Below are 19814 nucleotides of genomic sequence, written 5' to 3'. Positions count from 1 at the left end.
GTGCCACACCGTAGGCGATCTTTGCATCCCTGCTTCTTCGCTCTCGCCATCCTCCTTGGCCACCGTATTTCTGGGCTTCTACTCCCACTCCGCGGTTTTCAGGCCCAGGCTGCGCGCGTTCTCCGAGACTGCGCGCTTGACTGTATCAGTCGCTCCCTCCGGAAATTCTGCCGACACCTCCAGAACTAGCTTAACCGTGGCGTTTGGGTCCGAGCCCAGAACGGCGATTATCTCCTCGGCGATCTGGACAAGCCGCATCTTTGCGGTCGCGGGCGCTATGTCCGCGGAACCATGGAACGATTTGGAGCGCGCGAGAAAGTTAGCGGTCGTCGTCAATCCGCCATATTGTCCAGTCGCAGAATCGCTGAATCCTCCAGACCTTCCAGCGCCTGTATCCGGAGCCGCTCCGCCCATATCCGTCGGCGCGGTCGTCAGCGTCTTCTGATGCGCGTCGTAAACCTTTGCAGCGTCGGGCTCTATCAGAAGCAGCGTATCGTCGAAAACGACACTTCCGCCTCCCAGCGCAAATCCCTCGAAGCCTTCACCGCTCTGGCCGTAGGCCGTCCCGAAGAAGTCCCGGCTGGCTGCACCCGCCTTTATTGCCTGCGCGAGAACATCGCGGCTCTTAAAACGTGGCATGTAGAGATAGCGCAGCGTGTCCTCGAAGAACGCTGCTGCACCAGCCGCGTTCTGCCCTTCCTTCCAATAGAGCTCCTTCAGCTTCGTGCGCAGATGAATCGGCGACCACGTCGCGATCACAAGCTCGTTGTCGGTGCACACGCGCTCGATCTCGCCGCCCACCGAACCAGCGGTAGTGTTGAGTGCAAATGCCTCAACATTCGGCTTCGGGTCGGTCGGCGTCTCCTGCACAGGGCAAAGCAGCCACTTGTAACACTCGCGCGTCGCACGGGGCAGAACCTCGTCAGCCGTCTTAAGTTCCTTCTCGGCCTGGTTCTTCTGCAAGAGATCGATATTGAGCCGCCCTTCCTTCACGTCATCGACGATGGAAGCCCAAGCAAGCGCGACACGGGCAGCGTCGTTCACGCGCGAAAGCGCTCCGTGATCGGCCGCAAGGAAGATCAGGCGATTGCCGCGATAGCGCGGCTTCGACCCGTTGTTGCGAACGCGGTCCAGGACAGAATCGAATGCGGCCCGTGATTCCTCGCGCGAGTACCAGTTCTCAGGCGGTAGGACGACAAGGCGCAACGCCGTGTCATCGGGGATGTCTGCGTGAGGCGTAAAGATATGCACGCCATCGAAGAAAGCAGCGTTGCCGACAGCCTTCTTCAGCGCTTCAGCGATCCTGCCGCGCACTTCTGTCTTGTCATCGAATCGGCGTTTGCGATCCTCCATCTCCCGCCGCAGGTTCGCACGGGTATCGAACCAGAATCGGGTTGCGTCCTGAACCTTGTCGCCGGAGGCATTGAGATAGTGCAACCGGTCGGAGAGGCGGTTGAGCGCGTCGGCGTAGACAGAAGAGGCCTGACCTGGCTGCAGGCAGCCGAGCACGATGCGTGCACGGTCGATGCCGCGCGTCGTCACCTTGGTCGCAACTGAGGATGGCGCGCTTCCCAGAAAAATGGTGCGTGCAACGCGGCGGGCTGCGCCGACCTGACCAAAGCGCGGCTCCTTGTTCTCGAGTTCCGTGGTTTCGGCGCGATCCCCATCGATGTCCCGCTCGATCACGGCGTCCCATCCAGCCGGCAAGTAGTAGGTAAGCTCGTTGCGGCTGCTGCCGTCGTGCAGTGGCAGGCTTCCGGGCAGGATCATCAAATCTTTGTTGTCGTCCTTCCAAAGGCGGTAGATAACTTTTGCCATCAGCTTCAGCACGCCACGCGTCCTCTGAAACCCGTCGATGGTGGTCCAGTCCTCGTAGAGGCGGTCGAACACTTCCGGGTGGATGGGATAGGCCTGCAGGAGGCGGTCGTAGTAACGCCCCTCCTGCGTCTCGGCGGGAAGCTTCGCTCCCTCGGAAACATAAGCATCGGCGAAGGCGCGACACACACTCTCCCGTGCCTTGGCGTCCCGCATTGGCTCAAAGAGCCGTCTGCGCACAATCTCAAAAGCTTCTTCGGTTGCAACGGGCTTCCAGAGCGCCTGTATCCGCCCAAAAGTCTTTTCGAGTGCCCGCAATGCGGCCACGCCGCGCTGGCTACCCGCCTCGACCTCCGATTCGGGCAACGATGCCAGGACGATGGCGTTCGGTACGAGCTTGACCCCCTCGGTCAGCGCCTGCACAAAAGACAGATTGCTGTCGTAAGTGCCACCACTGAGCGCCTGCCCTTCAGAGAACTGCCGGACATAGGCGACCAGTTCGTCTATTAGGACAGCGCATGGCGCGTAAGCGGTTAGTAGTTCCCGCAGGACGTCCTTACCGGGGGAGGTGCCCGTGGCATCGGCGTCCTTGACCATTGCAAAGGCCTCGGCACCGCCAAGCTGCCAAGCCAATTCACCCCACAGCGTCTTGATGACCTGCTTGCCCCGCTTCCAGGCCTGCCCTGGCGCATGGGCGGTGCCGTCAATCACGGCGACACGCGCCTGTGGCACATCCATCAGACCCGCCCGGTCAACGAGTATGGGAACTCCTGCCAAATCCGAGAGGGCGCATTTGCGCGTGGCGAGGTGGTACACAGCTAGCATGGTGTGCGTCTTGCCACCGCCAAATGCCGTCTGAAGCTGTACTACCGGCTCGCCGCCTCTACCCGCCAGGCGCTGTGCGACTTGCGTCAGCAACAGGCCCATACCTTCGGTAATGTATGTGCGCTCAAAGAATGCGACCGCGTCCTGATATTCGCGCCCCGCCTTTCCCGTGCTAACAGCCGTGATGTCAGCCGCAAACTCAGACTGTTGGAATGTGCCCTCCAACACGTCCTTGTGTGGTATCGCGATTTCTCTCCAAGGCTTCATGACTATATATCCCTAGGCGAACAGGCTTCCCTGTTTGAGTTTCGGCGCGGCAGCAGCAGCGGATTCGATGGCGCTCCAGCTTGTAATAATTTCATTGTAGGCACGTGCATCCTCTGCCCGGCCTGCACGCTCACACAGTGTGTGCAGCCGATAGGCAAGCTGCCGCACCGCCTCGCCCTTGTCCTGGATCGCGCCGAGTACCTTGCCCGCGCCGCTCTCTCCATCCGCCTTGAAAGTGCGGATGAGCTGATGCAGGGCTTCCCACACAGGAAGGCGCGTTTCTGTTTCGGGCTTCCATTCGTCGGGGTAATCAGCCCATTTCAACAAGCGAACAACACCGCCCGATGCGAATAGGACGCCCGCCTGTTTCACACCCTCGACGCTAGTGCCCTTGGCACGGGCAAGCGTGTCCGCATCGCCGAACTTGCCGTCGCTCCAGCCGTGTTGCTCGAACCAATGGAGGCAGAACTGCGTATCGTGATCGAAGTCGTCTTCGGCAAGAAAGCGATTGATAAGCTGAAGCGCCGTTCGCACGCTCATCGGCGTGCCGTCCGCCTCAAGCACCGCGGCATACTTCGAGAAAACGGCCATGCCGGGGCCTATGATTGCCTGCGACAGGTCCACAGGAGCCACGGGAGACCGATCATCCCCGGCCCCCTTGGTCATCTCGTCGAGTGCCTCCGGCAGTAATTGATTCAGCTCTCGTAGAAACGCGCGACGAGAAATCGTGCCGGCGTCGGCCAACCGCGGACGACAGACGACGACAATGCTCGATGCGAGAGCATTGGAGTCGTTCCCAATTACTCGCCCTTCCTTCTCAGTTCGAACCGGCCATGTGCCGCTAACTGCAAACCCCGCGCGAATGAGTGCATCTAGGAATGTATCCCAGCCCGCGCTGGAAGTGCCTTCATCGCTATCTACCTCCGACTGTTTGAAAGCGTAGTAGATGGTGACGGGAAGTACAGGATGCGCCTGCTCAGCAAGGCGGTGCATCGACTGCGTCATACCTTCAAGGAAAAACTTTTCCGCCTTCTCCTTGCCTCCATGTCGATATGGATTGGCAACTAGCTCGGCAGCCTTGGGTACCGCCATCGTAACGAAAAGCTCAGGGAAGGAATTTTTCAGTGAGCGGCGCAACCAAACGTAAAAGAAATCCGATAGATCGGCGTACTCAATGTTGTCGTAATATGGCGGATCAGTGGAAACAAGTTTGGCAACAGAAGCTGTTTGAGTATTTGCGTCAGCTTGGGCCGCAATACCGATTGTCCCGTAACCCAGAGCTTCGAATCCTTTTACTTGACGCTCAAACAGATTGCTAAAGCTGCCAGATGAGTCACAGAGCGGGTTACTTTCTGCATAGTCCCAGACCATAGGAATCGCCTGGCGCGCAAAGACACTTCGCATCTGCGTATTGGCGGAGTTCCAACCGCACACCGACGAAGAGTGGTTTGCGACCTGACTGACCAAGAACGCGAGGTACACCGCCACCGCATCCGCATAAGAAGTAGCCCCGCTTCCTCCAACGCATAGGGCGCGGCCATCGTCATCAAGGCCGGCGGCCAAAGCGTCTTTCTTTATCTGCTCGCGTGCCTCTTGGACCAAGTCGGAAAAGGTAGTGAGAGCGACAAGTTGTCGGGCGGTGAAAAGGTCACCAAACCGCGTCAGGCCGTACTCAACAACGTTAGTACGGCCCGGCCAGTGACAAATTTCAACCTCCGGGCGCCACTCAGGGATAGGGGAAAGGGCAACGGCCTCGATTTCCTTCGTCGGAGAGAAGTAGACGCGACCGCGTTTGCCCTCGGCAACGATTGCCATCAACCTTGCGCCCATGCGCCCGGCACGACTCTCCTTTCTGAGGTACTCAAACGGCATTGGCGCCCCAGACAGCAGGCAAAGAAAAGGAGAATGGCTTCCGCCCGATTTAGTGCCACGCTTTACGGACTCAGCATCCTTCGGCACGCCCAGCTTCACCGTGAAGTGATATCGATCTTGTCCAATGACTGGTTCAATAAAGGCCTCCTTTCCTGCCTTCGAAGAAAGGATAAATGTGGACGCGAGTGGGACATCCACGTGCCGAAAAGCAGGGTTTGGACTCTTGACCGTACGTGCCCAGAGCCAAGCGATTACCGTCAGTTTTTGCCCTACCAGCGCCTTGAGGTCCGGGCGCTCTTCGGCCATCTTAGCTGTGATCTCAACTGGCGGATAAAGATGGCCGATGCGCTTCTGCGCCTCATCTCGCATCCACTGACCGTAGTAGCCAACGTCTTTGGCCAGCCCGCGGGCGGCCTTCCATTCCTGCCCCACCAGGTCGCGACTCAATCTCGCCTTCGGATTAACCGGCCCGCGCCCCGCGAATGTGGTTGGGATTTCAATCATCGCCTTATTTATAAGTACAGCGACAGGGTTTAGATCGCTCGCATGAGCATCCAATCCGAGGCGCTGCGCTTCCAGGGGTAACGCACCACCTCCGGCAAAAGGATCATGGAATGCGGGTAGCTTGCCCGGATTGAAGAGTTCAGCCGCTTGGGGATGATCCGCGTTCAACTCACACGTCTCTTGCCATGATCTTCTGATCTCTGCGCGAGCCTTCTCTAAAACCTCTTCGTTGGTAGTGTTCTCCCACCTCACCAATTCTTCGATGATGGTGAAGAGCCGCTTTCGGCTCTTCGCCCAGCTTGCCTTGAGATTATTCGGTGGAATTTCCTCCGGGTGTTCGAGTTCCCACTTCCACGATGGGTCGTTGACCATTTGACCGAAAATTACGGCGCGGGCTGTAGCCAGTGGCCGTCGCGCCCACCAGAGATGCAGAGTGCTGGGATGCCCATGACGAATGGATTTCTCACGCGCTGAGGCAACATTTATGGCGTCGAGTGGTAACGCAACTTCAATCAATTTCTTGGGCGTCTTGACGAGGTGACGTATGCTCATCGGGCCTCTACTCGGGCCAAAAGATCGCCCAGATTATAGTTAATGGAAGCGATGCCCCAGCCTGGCTCGCGGTCAAACGGATTGCGGATGTAATGCGGGCCGTCCACAGCACCACGTTCATCGATAAGCGCGATTGCTAGCACAAACTTGTCGCCCTGATTGAAAGCATAGATCATCTCATTGCGCGTCACTGTGATCGTGCTTGCGCCCTTGATCCGCCCCTTGACCTCGATGTGGTACGGGTTTGGCTGCTTTCCGTTGATCGCCGGGGGATAGGACGTCAAATCCCAACCGCACTTGGCAGCCGAGACATCGACAACGCGGCATCCTTTTGCTTCCTCGGCGCGGCGCACGGCGTCCATGGCGAGAAGTTCGATCCTTTTCCGTGCCGCCGCGTCGGCGGCGAAGGTGGCGGCAACCGGATCGACCGGCTCATCCCCGCGCAGCTTGGCCATCAGTCCAGCCGGAACGATCAAGGCCGCGCCCAGAACGACCGGCGTCCCGTTCACGACGTGTCGCATCGATTGCAGTTCTTTTTTTCGGGATTCGAGCCGGCTTTCCAGGTCTGCGACCGTGCGGCGGGCATTTTCGAGATTGAGCCGCACATCCTTGCCTGCTTCGCCATCCTCCTTGAGCTTCAGCCAGCGATCCTGCCAGAAGGCAATCTCTTTGCTGAGTCGCTCATGCACGGCGGCAAGCGTCTTCTCGACATGGGCAATGCGCCTGTGCGCAACCTCGTTGTAGTGTTCGGGTACCAGCGTTCCGGCCGCAAGCGCGACGGCGCGCGCTTCCTGGCCGCCTGCTATCCAGGGCGAAGCGAGGGTGTCGTTCAAGAGCACGCGCTCGCTCTCGTCCAACGGCTCAAGATCGAGGTGGGGAGCCCAGCCCGCAAATGCAGCATTACCGTCAGCGCCAACGCGCACGAATTGCAGGCGCTTGGAAAGGATGGCGCCGTCACCGGACTTGATTTCGTGGGTGAGGAGGAAGAGAAGCGCGGGCTCCAGCCCTTCATCCGCCGGATCGACCAAAATGGCTCCCTGTCGCATCAGGTTGGCGTGCTGCTCAAGGAGCATGTCGGAGACGGAGAGCATCAGCGGGTGCCCGGGGTGCATGAGAACTGCGCGAGAGAGGCCGGGCTTGTCGAGCGGCTGAATGGCCTCGCGCTCGAAGCAGATGCGTTCGTAACGCCGCAAGACCGGTTCGTGTTCGCGGCGGTTTCGGCCGGTCAGCCGCCTGTCGCGTTCGCGGATGGCGGCGGGTACGTGTGTAACTTCGTAGCGCCCCCCTTCGCGGGGATGGGCTGTTCCGCCAATCGCATCCAGGGCTTTCAGGAAGAACGCTCTCACGAAATAGGGTTGGAGCCGTCGCGCTTCGGCCCTTTCCATCTCTTCCTTGACGGCGAACAGCCGCTCCGCGCTCATCGTCTCCTGCGCCAGCGCGTTGCGATCCAGAAGCGACTTGAGGTGATCGTGATCCAGAACCTGATCGATCTTCGTGGTCAGGCGGGCGCGAACCTCGGGGCTATCGCCATAGCGGACCGCCTGCATTAGAAGGTCTTTGAGGCTCGTCTCCTCGAAGACCTCGCCGAGAATATCGAAAACGCGGCCCTTCAAGGCCGCGCTTTCAACTTCGAGCTTGCTCAGCAGCCGGTGGTAGACATCGCCTTCGCGCGTTTCCTTCGCCACCAGGTTCCAGAGATGGCAAACTTCGGTTTGCCCGATCCGGTGAATACGTCCGAAGCGCTGCTCCAGGCGGTTGGGGTTCCAGGGCAGGTCGTAGTTGACCATGAGGTTGGCGTTCTGGAGGTTGACACCCTCGCCCGCAGCATCGGTCGCCACCAGAACACGAACATCCGGGTCGGAGCGAAAGAGAGCCTGCCGCTTGCGGCGTTCATCCCGGTGTGTGCCGCCATGGATGGTCACGATGGCATCCGGGTTGCCGAGAACACCTGCGATCTTGGCGTTCAGGTAATTCAGTGTATCGCGATGCTCCGAGAAGATGATGATCTTGCGCTGCCGTCCGGAGGCATCGCGCATCTCGGGGTTGTTCTGAAGAATCTTGGAAAGCTCATCCCACTTGCGATCCTGACCGGAGGCGACGACAGCCTTGGCTTGCGATTCCAATCCGCGAAGGATGACAATCTCGCCTTCCAGTTCCGCCGCCGTCTTGGCGGCGCTCGCCTCGTCGATCAGCGCTTCTTCAAGTCCCTCCTGCTCTGCGGCATCGAGGTCGTCATCGTCTTCCGGCGGGGCAACCGTTTCAGCCAACACCTGCCGGCCCCGTATTCCGAGCTTTTCGTCGCGAAGACGATTTTCCAGCCTCTCCCTGCGTCGCTTGAGGGATTGATAGATAGCTTCTGGGCTGGAGGCGAGACGGCGCTGGAGTGCGGTCAAGGCGAAGCCGACCGATCCTTTGCGCGCGCCTTCCAGCTGATCGGCCTTTCCCATCTCGGTCTTGACGTAATCGGTAACGGTCTCATAGAGGGCCGACTCGATATCGGAGAGCTTGTAGTTGACCGTATAGGCGCGGCGCTCGGGGAACAGCGGCGTGCCATCGAACTTCACCAACTCTTCCTTGACCATCCGCCGCATGAGATCGGAAGCATCGACCTTGTGGACCCCATCCCGGAATTTCCCGTAGAAGCGGTCGGAGTCCAGAAGCGAGAGAAAAAGCTGGTAGTCCTCCTCTTTGCCGTTGTGCGGCGTGGCCGTCATCAGCAGGAGGTGGCGAGTGTGCGCCCCGAGTTTTTCGGCGAAGCGGAAGCGGCCGGTTTTTTCGACCTTCGACCCGAAATAGTGGGCCGAAAGTTTGTGCGCCTCGTCGAAGATCGCGAGGTCCCAACCGGGAGCGCAGAGCTTCTCCTGAAGTTCCTCGTTGCGGGAAAGCTGGTCCAGTCGGACGATCAGCTTCGGATAATCGTCGAATGGATTGCCGCTGGGCGACGCTTGCTCTAGCAGGCTCGTGTAGATGTGAAACTCCAGCCCGAACTTCTCGAATAGCTCGTCACGCCACTGCTCGACCAGGCTGCCCGGCGCCACGACTAGGATGCGGTGCGAGTCGGCGCGCATGATGAGTTCACGAATGTAGAGCCCGGCCATGATCGTCTTTCCCGCGCCGGGGTCATCGGCCAGGACGAAGCGCAACGGCTGACGCGGGAGCAGTGATTCATAAACCGCAGTGATCTGATGCGGCAGCGGATCGACGTTCGAGGTGTGAACCGCCATCATTGGATCGAACAGAAAAGCAAGGTCGATCCGCTTCGCTTCACACGTCAGTTGGAAGTCGGCTCCGCTACCTTCGAATGAGAAGGGCCGCTCCGCTGTGGCAGCTTGAATCTGTGGCTCGTCCGCCGCGCCTAGGAGCCGTTCCTTGATCGCGCCATTCGGAGTGCGGTAGATCAGCTGCACGGCAGCATCCCCTTGGGGGACTACGGCTACCACTGTAACAATTTCGTTAACCTCGACGCCAGCGAGGGTCTGCCCCGTCGCGATTTGGTTCAGGTTCATTGCTTTAAGTCTTCATGGTCTGCGGTGAGGCCCCGGCCAGGAGCCCTTGGATCACAAATGCTCATATTGATTATGGCAGCTGCCTCCTGCGGCGCGAAAATCACTCCGAGACAGATCACAATGACCGTCCTTTCGTGCTTCTTCCAGCACAACCCGTTTGACGCTGACGCGTGGCGCATCTGCAACCGAAACCTCCGTCTCGCCCAACATCATGCATTTATCCAGTTCACAGCGCGGGTGGCTAGCAAACGTGGATGAATACCGCTCCTGTGTCCTACCCGTTCAGTCCACATTCCAAATTCGGGTACAGATTTGCGGTTCCGCACCTAGGAAGTCCGACACCCCATCCAAAGCCGTTCAGGGAGACGTAGACGGTTAGGCAGCTAGCAAACGAGAAACCTGCACAGGTTGCCACTGGGTGCGCCCGGCGGGAGTCCTTACGCCTCTCGCTTCCAGCGTCCGCGCAATCCCAGCCAATGAAGAAACGCCGCTCTTCTGGACCTCACGGATAACAGCCAGCGTCGTCGCGTTGGCCTTGGCCGCGTAGGCGGACCGGGCTGCCCGCGCCCTCGCTACAGTTTGGGCCGCAATCGGGCTTCCGAGCTTTCGGCCACGCGCCTTGGCCGCCTGTAGGGCCGCCCTGGTACGCTCGCTGATCCGACGCGCCTCGTCCTCCGCGACAGCCGCGAGAATGTGGAGCGTTAGGCGCGAAGCAAAGGGTTGATCACAGGCCACGAACTCGACGCCCGCGTCCATCAGGTTGGCAATGAACGCCACGTTGCGGGCCAGCCGGTCTAGCTTGGCAATGAGCAGCGTCCCCTTGGCCTTCCGAGCCGCGCAGAGCGCCTTAGCCAACTCGGGCCGATCAGATCGCTTGCCCGTCTCAACCTCCACACAAGAAGCCACAATAGCCCCGCCATGCTGCCGGGCGAACAACTCCACGGCTGCCCGCTGGGCTTCCAGCCCAAGCCCGCTCTCCCCTTGCCGGGCGGTACTAACCCGGAGATAGGCCACAAAGGCGGTCGGCTTATTCGACATGTCTTGGTCTTTACAGTATGAAATGGACATTTCACAATGTAAATTTATTGCTGTCGGGTCAAGCCGATGTCAGGCGCCTCCAGAACAGCCGGATTCTTGGTGGAGACGCGTCACAGTCTCCGACGGTACTTCGCAAGCAAGGCTTCTATTTCTTCCAGCGCCCCATCCGGCGGGCGGCCGTCGCCTACCAAATTCCGGATGATCGTAGCCTGTCGGGTCGGTGGCACGGTGCCGTAGCTTGTGAACGTGGTCAGAACCTGATTGTGGCCGAGGTTCTGGCTCCACGCCTTGAACTCCTCCGGCGTGCGGCAGCGCTGTTCGGCGAAAGCGACGAGTGTGTCACGCAGCCGATGAGGGGAAAAATAGGGCAAGCCCGCCGCCGGGAAGGCGCGGCGGAACACTTCGCGGATGGGGCCAGCGCTGGTCCAGTGGCGGCGCTCCAGACCCACCGGCCGGAAATGGTGTTCTTTGCCAACTTCGATACGGGTCGCCGGAAACAGCGGATCGTCCGGCCCCCAAAGCAACTCCTGCGAAAGGTAGACTGCCCACTCCTCGACGATCCGGCGAACGTCGTCGCCAACAGGAAAGAACCACGTATCGAAGCTCTTGCCGAACTTGGTTGCGACCTCACGGGCATCCTGAATGACACGACCTTCTGTCAAATCGAGGTGCTTCAGCTTCAAAGAAGAAACCGCCCCATCGCGTGCACCGGTCAGGAGGATGAAGGCCACCAAAGCGCGGTCGCGGCGCTGGATCGGATCACCGAATGGCATGGACAGGATGACGTGGCGGACCTGCTCCAGGGAAGGTGCAGGTTTCTCGACGCGTCCCTTTGCAATCCGAGCGTCGCGTTCCGACAGGTTGAAGTAGTCCGCGTCCGAATAAGCAAATCGCGAGCGGAAGCCCGGCTGGCCGGCGAGCCACTGAAAGAATGCTTTCAGCGCGCCCATGGTCGAATAGAGTGTCGCCTTGCTGAGAGGCTTGCCGGTTGCGACGGCAGATTGCTCGGCAAGATGGCGCTTGAAGGCTATCGCCTGCTCCCTGTGGAAAGCCTTGAAGTCGCGGAACTTCGTATGGGTCTCGAAGCGGCTGAAGGCCTTGGCCGCGCCATCCACGGACGGCTCGCCACGGCGTTTGGCTTCCTTCAGATAGGCGAAGTAGCGGCGCTTGATACGCTCGTTTTCAGGGTTATGCGTCGGCATGGGCGGTTCCGGGGTTGTCGGAGTAGTGGTTCACGGAGGGGTTGGCGCAATCAGTTATGCGCGGACCCGGTTGCGTGAACGTCACGTCGAGATTGCCGCGAACATCTTCGATCCGACCAAGGTTGATGCGGCGGTAGAGCATCGACTCGCAGGTCGGGCAGATGCCCTGAAGGTTGCCCGTGGTCGGGCTCAGCGGGATGAAGTCCACCATGTTGCCGGCAGGCGAGCGAGGCTCCCGACATCCCAGGCAGTAGATCATGCCGGGCGGCGTGGGCCGCTTGCGCTTGGCCCTGCGCTCGTAGAGGAAGCGGCGCAGCTCCTCCCCCATGATCAGGATAGGACGGCGACCATCGATGGCCTTCAAGCCGATCTTGAGCCATTTCCAGACGGTCTGCCTGTTCACGTCGAGCAGGCTCGCAACTTCCTCAGCGGTGTAGTTGCGATGAAGCTTCGCTAGTCTGGGATTGATCCGGCGCGGTGCCACGGTTCTCAGGCGTTCCAGCGCTCGATCAGGGCGCGGATGTCTTCGACCTTCCAGGCCGTGGTACGCGGTCCCAGCTTGACCGGCTTGGGGAAGCGGCCCGCCTTGACGCCGGCCCACCAGGTCGAGCGACCGACCGGGATGACGGCAGGAATCGGGGGGCGTGCAGTGGGATTGCCCAGAATCTGGGGCAGTCGCAAATAGCCTGTCTCCGGCAACGTGTGCATAGTGGATCGACCTCGTCCGGTGTTGAACGCATCGATCTAGGCCCGTCCGATAGGTAATGAATATTTGGGTGGGTTACGAAAACCCGCCCTCGCGCTGCCAAGCTCTGGAAGGGAATGGGTGGGTGGGTACTCCGGTTCGACTGCCGCAAGACGTTGATTTAACTACGTTCGAGGGGTGGGTAGGTTAGCCCCCCGGCGTCTTCGGTGCCCCGCCGCCCGGTTGCCAATTGGCAACCTTGGCAATCTCCTCAATCCCCGTCTCGTTAACAACGCCCTCCTCGTCGGTCATTTTCAAGTTTGCCGCGTTCTCGCGCAGCCATTTCAGGAGAGTTTGCTTCGGTGATCTGCCGTTCGCGTCGGAAACACCTGTTGCGGCCAGCCACGCGTGAACCGCAGCGGCCAGTTTCGGGGCAAATCTGGGGTGATTCTTGTTGAGGTAGTCGGGTGCGTCCTCCCCGTCAGGGAAGAAAAAACCCGACCTCAGGCCGCGCCCGCGCAGCCATGCCCGCAGCGCATCGACCTGGACACGGGAAGTCGCCGGATCGATAGATCCTGGAACGATTCCTTGAGGGTGTCCGAAGGAATCATACTCGGCCTCCTCGACAATTTCGCCCTTTATATCGCCGCGTCGCAGGGCGTTGGTGATGGCGTGCTTTGCCGCATCGAAGCCGATGGGGCGATCACTGGGAATTTTCTGCTCAATATCTCTGTAGCCCGTAGGATCGACCCCGGCGACGAGCAGAGCGGCTTGATGAATCGTCAGCTCATCGCACAAGCGCCAATAGTCCAAGGCTTCCATTTCGCCGCCTCACATACGTCGACAATGCACCGATTCGCTGGACCGACCCGCGATGGACGATTGGGGACATACGAAGATGCCACCGAAACGGTCTCCACGACCATGCGGGGGACGCTGTGAATAACGGGAGATATGAAACAGGTCGATGCCACTGACCGTTCATCAGGAGGGGCCAATTGCCCCTACCCCATCCCGATAGGCGGAGCGGTTGCGCCCCCTGGCGGCGGCAGCGGGCACCGACTGTTACCAACGTTGCCGCCAGCGCCAATCCTGTAAAGTGGAGTCGCGGTAAGGGTCAGCGGATCGACGCCGACGCCGGTTTTCGGATGTTGTGGGTTGATAAACGGAAGAAACCCCGCCTCGACCCATCCCATCAGCTCAACGAACCAACCCGCGTACTCCCAATCCCGACCAAGACCATCAGCCAGCAACTCCGGAAACCGCTCGATCATCTTGTCCGCTAGCGCACGTGCGTCGTCTTTTCCGGTATCTCGCCAATCGAAGGGATGATTTTGGGAAGCCGACGTGTACTGGAGTGCTCGCGCCAAGGCAGGCACTGTCATCGCCAACCCCATACGGTCAGAGAACGCTTCCCGAGGCCCGAACGCCAACCGCCAGGTCCCTAGCTCGTAGATGTGAGGCATGATTCGCAGTTTCTGGAATCCCCGCTTGTGGAGTTCCGCCACCATGCGAAGCATCCGTTGACATCGCCGCGTCGTCGCGTCGCTCGATTTCGTAGGGGGAGGCGCTTGGTAGAACGTCGGAGCCGTGGCAGGCATGGTCATTCACTTCCCGCCGTAAGCAGCAAGTTGCCCGCACGGGGGCCGCTCCCACGACTCCGGCCGATGGCTACGACTTTCCCACCGCCGGCTTGCAGCGCATCCAAGTAGTCGGCCCATTGCTGCATCATCGTCTTGCGCTCTTCTAGGTACTGTGACCGATGATAGGCGGCTCGCACGGCGTTTTTCTCGGTGTGGGCAAGCTGCCGCTCGATCACGTCCGGTCGGTAGCCCAACTCGTTCAGGGTCGTCGAGGCGATGGCCCGGAAGCCGTGCGCCGTCATGCGGCTGTGGTAGCCCATCCGGTAGAGCGCGAAGAGAATCGTGTTCTTGCTGATCGGCTGTGTGGGTCGCCGTCCCGGAAAGACAAATGCCCGGTCTCCATTGAGGGCCTGCAACTGCCGGAGCGCCTCGACGGCCTGCCGCGCCAGCGGGACGTGATGGGGAGCCTTGGTCTTCATGCGCTCCGCCGGGATGGTCCATTCGGCCTTGTCGAGGTCGATTTCCGCCCAGGCGGCGCTGCGGAGTTCGTTGGTTCGGACGAACGTCAATGCCAGCAGTTTGAGCGCCAGCCGGGTCTGCACGTCGCCATCATAGGCATCGATCCCGGCCAACAGGCCGGGCAGGTCGTCGGCGCCCAGCGCCGCCATGGGTTTGGCCTTCGGCTTGGCTTTCAGGGCGCCCCGGAGGTCGGCAGCCGGGTTGCGGTCGCAGCGACCGGCCGCGATGGCGAAGCGAAAGACCTGTCCGCAGGCGCGGGCCACCTTGTGGGCCGACTCGATGGTTCCCCGCGCCTCGATACTCCGCAGGGCGGCCAACAATTCGGGTGCGGTGATCTCACGGATGGGGCGATGGCCGATTTTCGGGAAAATGAAGATCTCGAAGCGCTTGAGGGAGTCGCTGTGATGCTGCGGCGACCAATCCCCCTTGATGTTCTCCAGCCACTCGCGGGCCACGGCCTCGAAATCGTTGGCGGCAGCCTCCCGTACGGCCCGTTTCTCGGCTTGTCGCACCGCCGACGGGTCGTTCCCTGCCGCCACCAGCTTGCGGACCTCTTCGCATTTTTCGCGCGCCTGCTTCAGCGACACGTCGGGATAGACCCCAAGCGACAGAAGCTTTTCCTTACCCGCAAACCGGTACTTGAAGCGCCACCAGCGCTGGCCGGCGGGCGTCAGCAGCACATAGAGACCACGCCCATCCGTGAGCTTCTGGGGCTTGCTTGAGGCTTTCGCCTTTCGAATCGATACATCTGAAAGCATGGGGGTAACTCGATTTGGGCGAAATCCTGTTACCCCCAAACTTACCCCTTCGTGAGGGTAACTTCCAGTGGACCGCTTGGGACCATCTGGGAGCGGAAAACGGCCAATACTCCCGTTTTTATTGCTCTATTTGGTCGTTCTGGGACGGCTTTAGATGGAAGTTGGCGGAAGAGAGTGGGAGTCGAACCCACTAAGAACCGCCTAACGGCCCTCTCTGGCTTTGAAGGCCAGCCGCCCCACCGGGAGCGCTTCCCCTCCAAGACCGATGATTCACCAGAATGAATCCCCTGTCACCTGCCGTGGTAGGCTGAATTTCCCCAAGGGAATCAAGATCATGTCAATCGAGCTGAAATACATCATCGGAAACGTCTCGGATCTTCCGGGAGCCGTCGCCTTCTGGCGCGACACGGTCGGCTTGAAACTCAAATTCCAGACGCCCGAATGGGCCGAGTTCGACACCGGCACCACCCGTCTGGCCCTCCAGCCAGCGTCACCTTCAAATCCGGCAGGCACATGGCAACCGGGACTGCGGGTGCCGGATCTCGCGGAAAAGCGCGCCGAACTGCAAGCACGCGGCGTGAACATTGGGGCATCGCCGCACGAGGAGCATGGTTTCCTGCTGTCGCTCTTCATCGGTCCGGACGGTGCGCCGGCGAGCCTGAGCGGACCCGTCCCTAAGCCGTAGGCGGCGGGCCGTACTGGCCGCTCTTCAGCGGCACGGCGCGGCGCAGGTCGCCGCGGCGGATGGTGATGCCGTGGCGGTCGAAGAACTCCAGGATCTGGATCGCGACCTTGCGGCCGTTGTCGAGCTTGTCGCGGAACTCTGCCGCGGTGAACTCCTTCCCGAAACCGTTGGCGATGCCGATCATTTCGGCCACCACGGGGCGCAGGAAGTAATGATCCGGTGCCACCTCGACGACGCGCCCCAGCTTGGCCAGCCGCTGCAGGAGCCGGCGCGTATCGGCCTCCGGCGCGTCGTAGGTCTCGGCGAAGTCACGCACGCGCGGCGGCTTGAAACGGTCGCGCGTCATGTCCGCCAGGATCTTCTGCCAGAGGGCCTCATCGCGCGATCCAAGCTTCAGGGAATGGCTCGGCAGGCGCAGGAAGGCACCGTCGACCACCACCGTCTTGGCGCGGATCGCCTGGTCCAGCAGGGCCTTGAACACGGGGGCCGGCCAGCGACGCTTCAGGGTCACCCTGAGCCGCTCGGCCTGAAGGCCCGGCGCATCGGCCTTGGTCTCATGGAATGTCTTGAGCGTCTCGACGATGTCCTTCTTCGACGCTTCCAGGGTTTCGGCCAGGAAACCGAACCCTTCCAATCTCTGCCCACCGGCCGCCTCGAGCAGTTTCTCCACCTCGGCCGGCCTCAGGTTGCGCGACAAGCCGAACCGCGCGAGATCGACGAAGCCGCTCTCCAGGCGCAACAGCTGCGGCATCACGTCGGCGTCGGGTTCGACGAGCGCCGCGAGTTCCGCCAGGCGCCGCTCGGCGCGCCGGTTGCGCGGCGGACCGAACGGATCGATCGTCGTCGCGCCGGCCATCGTGCGGGTGGCCGAGGGATCGCGAAGGATGACCCGGTCGCCGGCCAGCACACCGACCTTCTCTTCCAGCACGATCTGCGCGAGCCCGCTGTCACCAGGCTGCAGCCGCTCGCCTTCCAGCAACGCCACGCGGCCCATGACATGGGCCGATCCCAGATGCACATGCACTGGCGACCAGTGTTTCAGTGGCTGCGCCTCGGAAGCGAGCAGGCTCAACCGCACATCGATCCTATCGGCCGGCGCATGGAGCTCCGGACTGACGACCCAGTCGCCGCGCCGGATCGCGTCCTTGGAAAGCCGGGGCCCCGAGAGATTGAGCGCGCAGCGCTCCCCCGCCCGTCCGATCTCCGCCGGCCGGTTCTGCGCGTGCAAAGACCGCACGCGCGCCTCGATGCCGGAGGGCGTCAACAGCAACCGGTCGTCGACTTTGATCTCGCCGGCATGAACGGTGCCGGTGACGACGACGCCCGCACCGGACAGCACGAAGCAGCGATCCACCGCGAGCCGGGCAAAGCCGGCTGCGCCCTTGCCGCTTTCGCCGAGGATGAGGAGCTTTTCCTTGAGTTCCTCCACGCCCTGCCCCGTCACCGCCGACACCGGCACGATCTCCGCGCCGCGCAGCGAGGTCGTGGACAGCAGCGTCTCCACCTCCGCCATGCGCTCGAGAAGCTGGTCGTCGTTGACGAGGTCGGACTTGGTCAGCGCCACGATGCCGCGATCGAGGCCCAGCAGGTCGAGGATCTGCAGATGTTCGACGGTCTGCGGCTTGATGCCTTCGGCCGCCGACACGACGAGCAGCGCCGCGTCGATGCCGGTGGCCCCGGCCAGCATGTTGTGAACGAAGCGCTCATGACCGGGCACATCGACGAAGCCGAGCTGGCGGCCGTCGCCGAGGTCGCTGTAGGCGTAGCCCAGGTCGATGGTGATGCCGCGCGCCTTCTCCTCCTTGAGGCGGTCGGCATCGACGCCGGTCAGCGCCTTCACCAGCGCGGTCTTGCCATGATCGATATGGCCCGCCGTTCCGACGATCATGACAAGGGCTCCTCAGCGCGGCGCTCGGCTTCCGCACGTTGCGACGGCTTGGCGTGCGCCCGCGCCTCCTTCAGGAAACCTGCCGCCAGTTCACCCGCGCCGGTCAATTCCGCCCGCCGCAGCCAGTGCAGCGCTTCCACGACGTCGCGCGGCACGCCCTTGCCCGCGAGGTAGGCCGCACCCAGCATCGCCTGCGCCTCGGGATGGTCAAGCCGCGCCGCCCGCTGCCACCATCCGGCAGCCGCTTCCACGTCCCGCTCGACGCCCAGCGCGTTGTGATGCATGTCGCCCAGACGGGCCATCGCGGCGGCACGGCCCTGGGCCGCCGCCTTTTCGGCCCACAGGCGGGCGCCGACGTAATCCTGCGGACACCCGCCACCCAGCAGCTTCATCCACGACACCATGTCCTGGGCATCGGCGTCGCCCTGCTGCGCGGCGCGTTCATAGAGGCGCGCGGCCTCGGCCTGGTCCTGCGCCACGCCCCAGCCCTCGTAGTAGCAAAGCGCCAGATTGCGCTGGCCGCCGGCATCGCCCTGCTCGGCGGCACGACGCAGCCAGTCGACGGCCTTGGCATGGTCCCGTTCGACACCGCGCCCCTCTAGGAAAGCAGCGCCCATATTGCTCTGCGCCCGCGCGTGTCCGTCGTGGGCGAGCGGCGCCCACAGGTCGAGCGCGATGCCATAGTCGCCGGCTTTCCAGGCCGCCAGCGCCTCGGCCATCCGCTGTTCGGGCGGCGGCGTCCGATCGAGCAGCCTAGCCAGCCACGACATGAAGCCTGTCCAGTTGCGAGACGAAGGCCGCTTCGTCGTCGAGCGTGCGAAGGTCAAAGAAGAGCGTGTCGTCGGCGATGCGGCCGATCACCGGGATCGGCAGCGCCCGGAAGAGGTCGGCAATCCGGTCGAGCCCCTTCGCCCTGATCGCGAGCGCGAAGGACGGCAACAGGTCGACCGGCAGCGCGCCCGAGCCGATCTGTCCGCGCACGTCGGCAACGGTGACCATTGCATGCGCGCCCAAGGCCGCCTGCACAGCCGGCAGCAGCCGCTCCGCCACCGTGCGAATCTCGGCGGCCGGGCGCGCGAGGTTGCGGATGGTGGGCAGGCGCGTTGCGAGCCGCGTCGGGTCGGCATAGAGCCGCAGCGTCGCTTCGAGCGCCGCGAGCCGCACCTTGTCGAGGCGCAGCGCCCGCTTCATCTGGTTGCGGGCGATGCGCTGGATCATTGCCTTGCGGCCGACGATCAGACCCGCCTGCGGGCCGCCCAGCAGCTTGTCGCCGGAGAAAGTGACGACATCGACACCGGACTCGATGGCCTCGCGCGCCGTTGGCTCGTGCGGCAGGCCCCAGGTCTCCAGATCGGCAAGCGTGCCGCTGCCTAGATCCTCGATCAGCGTCACGCCTTTCTCACGCGCCAGCGGCACCAGCTCCGCGGCGCCGACGGATTTCGTAAAGCCCTGGATCGCGTAGTTGGAGGGATGGACCTTCATGATGGCGGCTGTGTCCGGACCGATCGCCGCCGCATAGTCCTTGAGATGCGTGCGATTGGTCGTGCCGACCTCGACGAGTCGGCAACCCGCGCGCGCCATGATGTCGGGGATGCGGAAGGCGCCGCCGATCTCGATCAGCTCGCCGCGCGAGACGATGACCTCGCGGCCGGCGGCCAGTTCGCTCAGCACCAGCAGCACGGCGGCGGCGTTGTTGTTCACCGCGGTGGCGGCTTCCGCGCCGGTCAGCCGGCAGAGCCAGGGTGCGATGTGATCGTCGCGTTCGCCGCGCGCACCGCCGCCCAGATCGTATTCGAGGGTCGTCGGCGAGCGCATCGCCTCGACCGCAGCGGCGATGGCTTCCTCCGCCAGCACAGCCCGGCCGAGATTGGTGTGCAGCACCGTACCGGTCAGATTGAACACGCGGCGTTGCGAGGGCCGCAGGAAGGCTTCGAGGCGAGCGGAGCACCAGGCCGCGCAGGCCGTTTCGTCGGCGACCTCGGCCGAACCGCGTTTCTCGGCCACCCAGGCACGAAGGGCATCGATGACCAGCGGCCGGCCGGCGCCCTCGATCAGCGGCGCCAGGGACGGCCAGCCGGCCATGCGGTCGATCGACGGAGGACGGATTTCGGAGGC

14 protein-coding genes and 1 tRNA gene are annotated in these 19814 nt (G+C 62.1%); 1 reads left to right on the top strand and 14 read right to left on the bottom strand.

What is annotated here, in order from left to right; genetic code table 11:
- Positions 1-78: 78 nt before the first annotated feature.
- The 11 genes from KQ910_RS19035 to KQ910_RS18985 all read right to left on the bottom strand — a co-directional run bounded on the left by KQ910_RS19035 (position 79) and on the right by KQ910_RS18985 (position 15384).
- Entirely contained in the window at positions 79-2907 is a 2829-nt protein-coding gene (locus KQ910_RS19035) for an ATP-binding protein (protein ID WP_216964241.1), read from the bottom strand.
- 12 nt (positions 2908-2919) lie between these two features.
- Positions 2920-5835 carry a DUF1156 domain-containing protein gene (locus tag KQ910_RS19030; protein ID WP_216964240.1) on the bottom strand — a complete coding sequence of 972 codons (2916 nt, stop codon included), beginning with the start codon at positions 5833-5835 and terminating at the stop codon, positions 2920-2922.
- On the bottom strand, positions 5832-9341 hold the full coding sequence (locus KQ910_RS19025) for a helicase-related protein (RefSeq protein ID WP_216964238.1): 3510 nt from the start codon (positions 9339-9341) through the stop codon (positions 5832-5834). Before KQ910_RS19025 ends, KQ910_RS19030 begins: the two co-directional genes overlap by 4 nt.
- A 375-nt stretch (positions 9342-9716) precedes the next feature.
- The gene (locus KQ910_RS19020) at positions 9717-10379 is read right to left on the bottom strand and encodes a recombinase family protein (RefSeq protein WP_216964236.1); all 663 of its coding nucleotides are present in this window, start codon (positions 10377-10379) and stop codon (positions 9717-9719) included.
- Between the two features lie 110 nt (positions 10380-10489).
- A complete protein-coding gene (locus KQ910_RS19015) occupies positions 10490-11581 on the bottom strand; it encodes a tyrosine-type recombinase/integrase (RefSeq protein WP_216964234.1) in 1092 nt (363 codons plus the stop codon).
- Complete coding sequence (locus KQ910_RS19010; RefSeq protein ID WP_216964232.1) at positions 11568-12065, bottom strand: helix-turn-helix domain-containing protein; 498 nt, start codon at positions 12063-12065, stop codon at positions 11568-11570. Before KQ910_RS19010 ends, KQ910_RS19015 begins: the two co-directional genes overlap by 14 nt.
- 5 nt (positions 12066-12070) lie before the next feature.
- A complete protein-coding gene (locus tag KQ910_RS19005; RefSeq protein WP_229600821.1) occupies positions 12071-12262 on the bottom strand; it encodes a helix-turn-helix transcriptional regulator in 192 nt (63 codons plus the stop codon).
- A gap of 211 nt (positions 12263-12473) precedes the next feature.
- Entirely contained in the window at positions 12474-13088 is a 615-nt protein-coding gene (locus KQ910_RS19000; RefSeq protein WP_216964228.1) for a hypothetical protein, read from the bottom strand.
- Positions 13089-13270: 182 nt separating this feature from the next.
- Positions 13271-13777 carry a hypothetical protein gene (locus KQ910_RS18995; RefSeq protein ID WP_216964226.1) on the bottom strand — a complete coding sequence of 169 codons (507 nt, stop codon included), beginning with the start codon at positions 13775-13777 and terminating at the stop codon, positions 13271-13273.
- Between the two features lie 92 nt (positions 13778-13869).
- On the bottom strand, positions 13870-15126 hold the full coding sequence (locus KQ910_RS18990) for a tyrosine-type recombinase/integrase (protein ID WP_216964224.1): 1257 nt from the start codon (positions 15124-15126) through the stop codon (positions 13870-13872).
- Between the two features lie 162 nt (positions 15127-15288).
- Positions 15289-15384, bottom strand: a tRNA-Sec gene (locus tag KQ910_RS18985).
- Positions 15385-15460: 76 nt separating this feature from the next.
- Between KQ910_RS18985 and KQ910_RS18980 the strand changes: the two genes are divergently transcribed.
- Positions 15461-15811, top strand: a complete 351-nt coding sequence (locus KQ910_RS18980) for a VOC family protein (protein ID WP_216964223.1) — start codon at positions 15461-15463, stop codon at positions 15809-15811.
- Here the strand turns inward: KQ910_RS18980 and selB are convergent.
- Genes selB through selA form a run of 3 tightly spaced genes read right to left on the bottom strand, consistent with a single transcriptional unit; the run spans position 15801 to position 19781 of the window.
- Positions 15801-17699, bottom strand: a complete 1899-nt coding sequence (gene selB, locus KQ910_RS18975) for a selenocysteine-specific translation elongation factor (protein WP_216964222.1) — start codon at positions 17697-17699, stop codon at positions 15801-15803. The two genes, KQ910_RS18980 and selB, sit on opposite strands and share 11 nt — an antisense overlap.
- Positions 17696-18469 carry a tetratricopeptide repeat protein gene (locus tag KQ910_RS18970; protein WP_229600820.1) on the bottom strand — a complete coding sequence of 258 codons (774 nt, stop codon included), beginning with the start codon at positions 18467-18469 and terminating at the stop codon, positions 17696-17698. Before KQ910_RS18970 ends, selB begins: the two co-directional genes overlap by 4 nt.
- Positions 18453-19781: an L-seryl-tRNA(Sec) selenium transferase gene (gene selA, locus KQ910_RS18965; protein ID WP_216965773.1), complete on the bottom strand. Its 1329-nt coding sequence runs from the start codon at positions 19779-19781 to the stop codon at positions 18453-18455. Before selA ends, KQ910_RS18970 begins: the two co-directional genes overlap by 17 nt.
- Positions 19782-19814 lie beyond the last annotated feature (33 nt).

It is taken from the genome of Reyranella humidisoli (assembly GCF_019039055.1).
In the GTDB taxonomy this organism is placed as follows: Bacteria; Pseudomonadota; Alphaproteobacteria; order Reyranellales; family Reyranellaceae; genus Reyranella; species Reyranella humidisoli.
The sequence above is the reverse complement of the archived record's forward strand: the minus strand, read 5'-3'. Positions and strand labels throughout refer to the sequence as shown.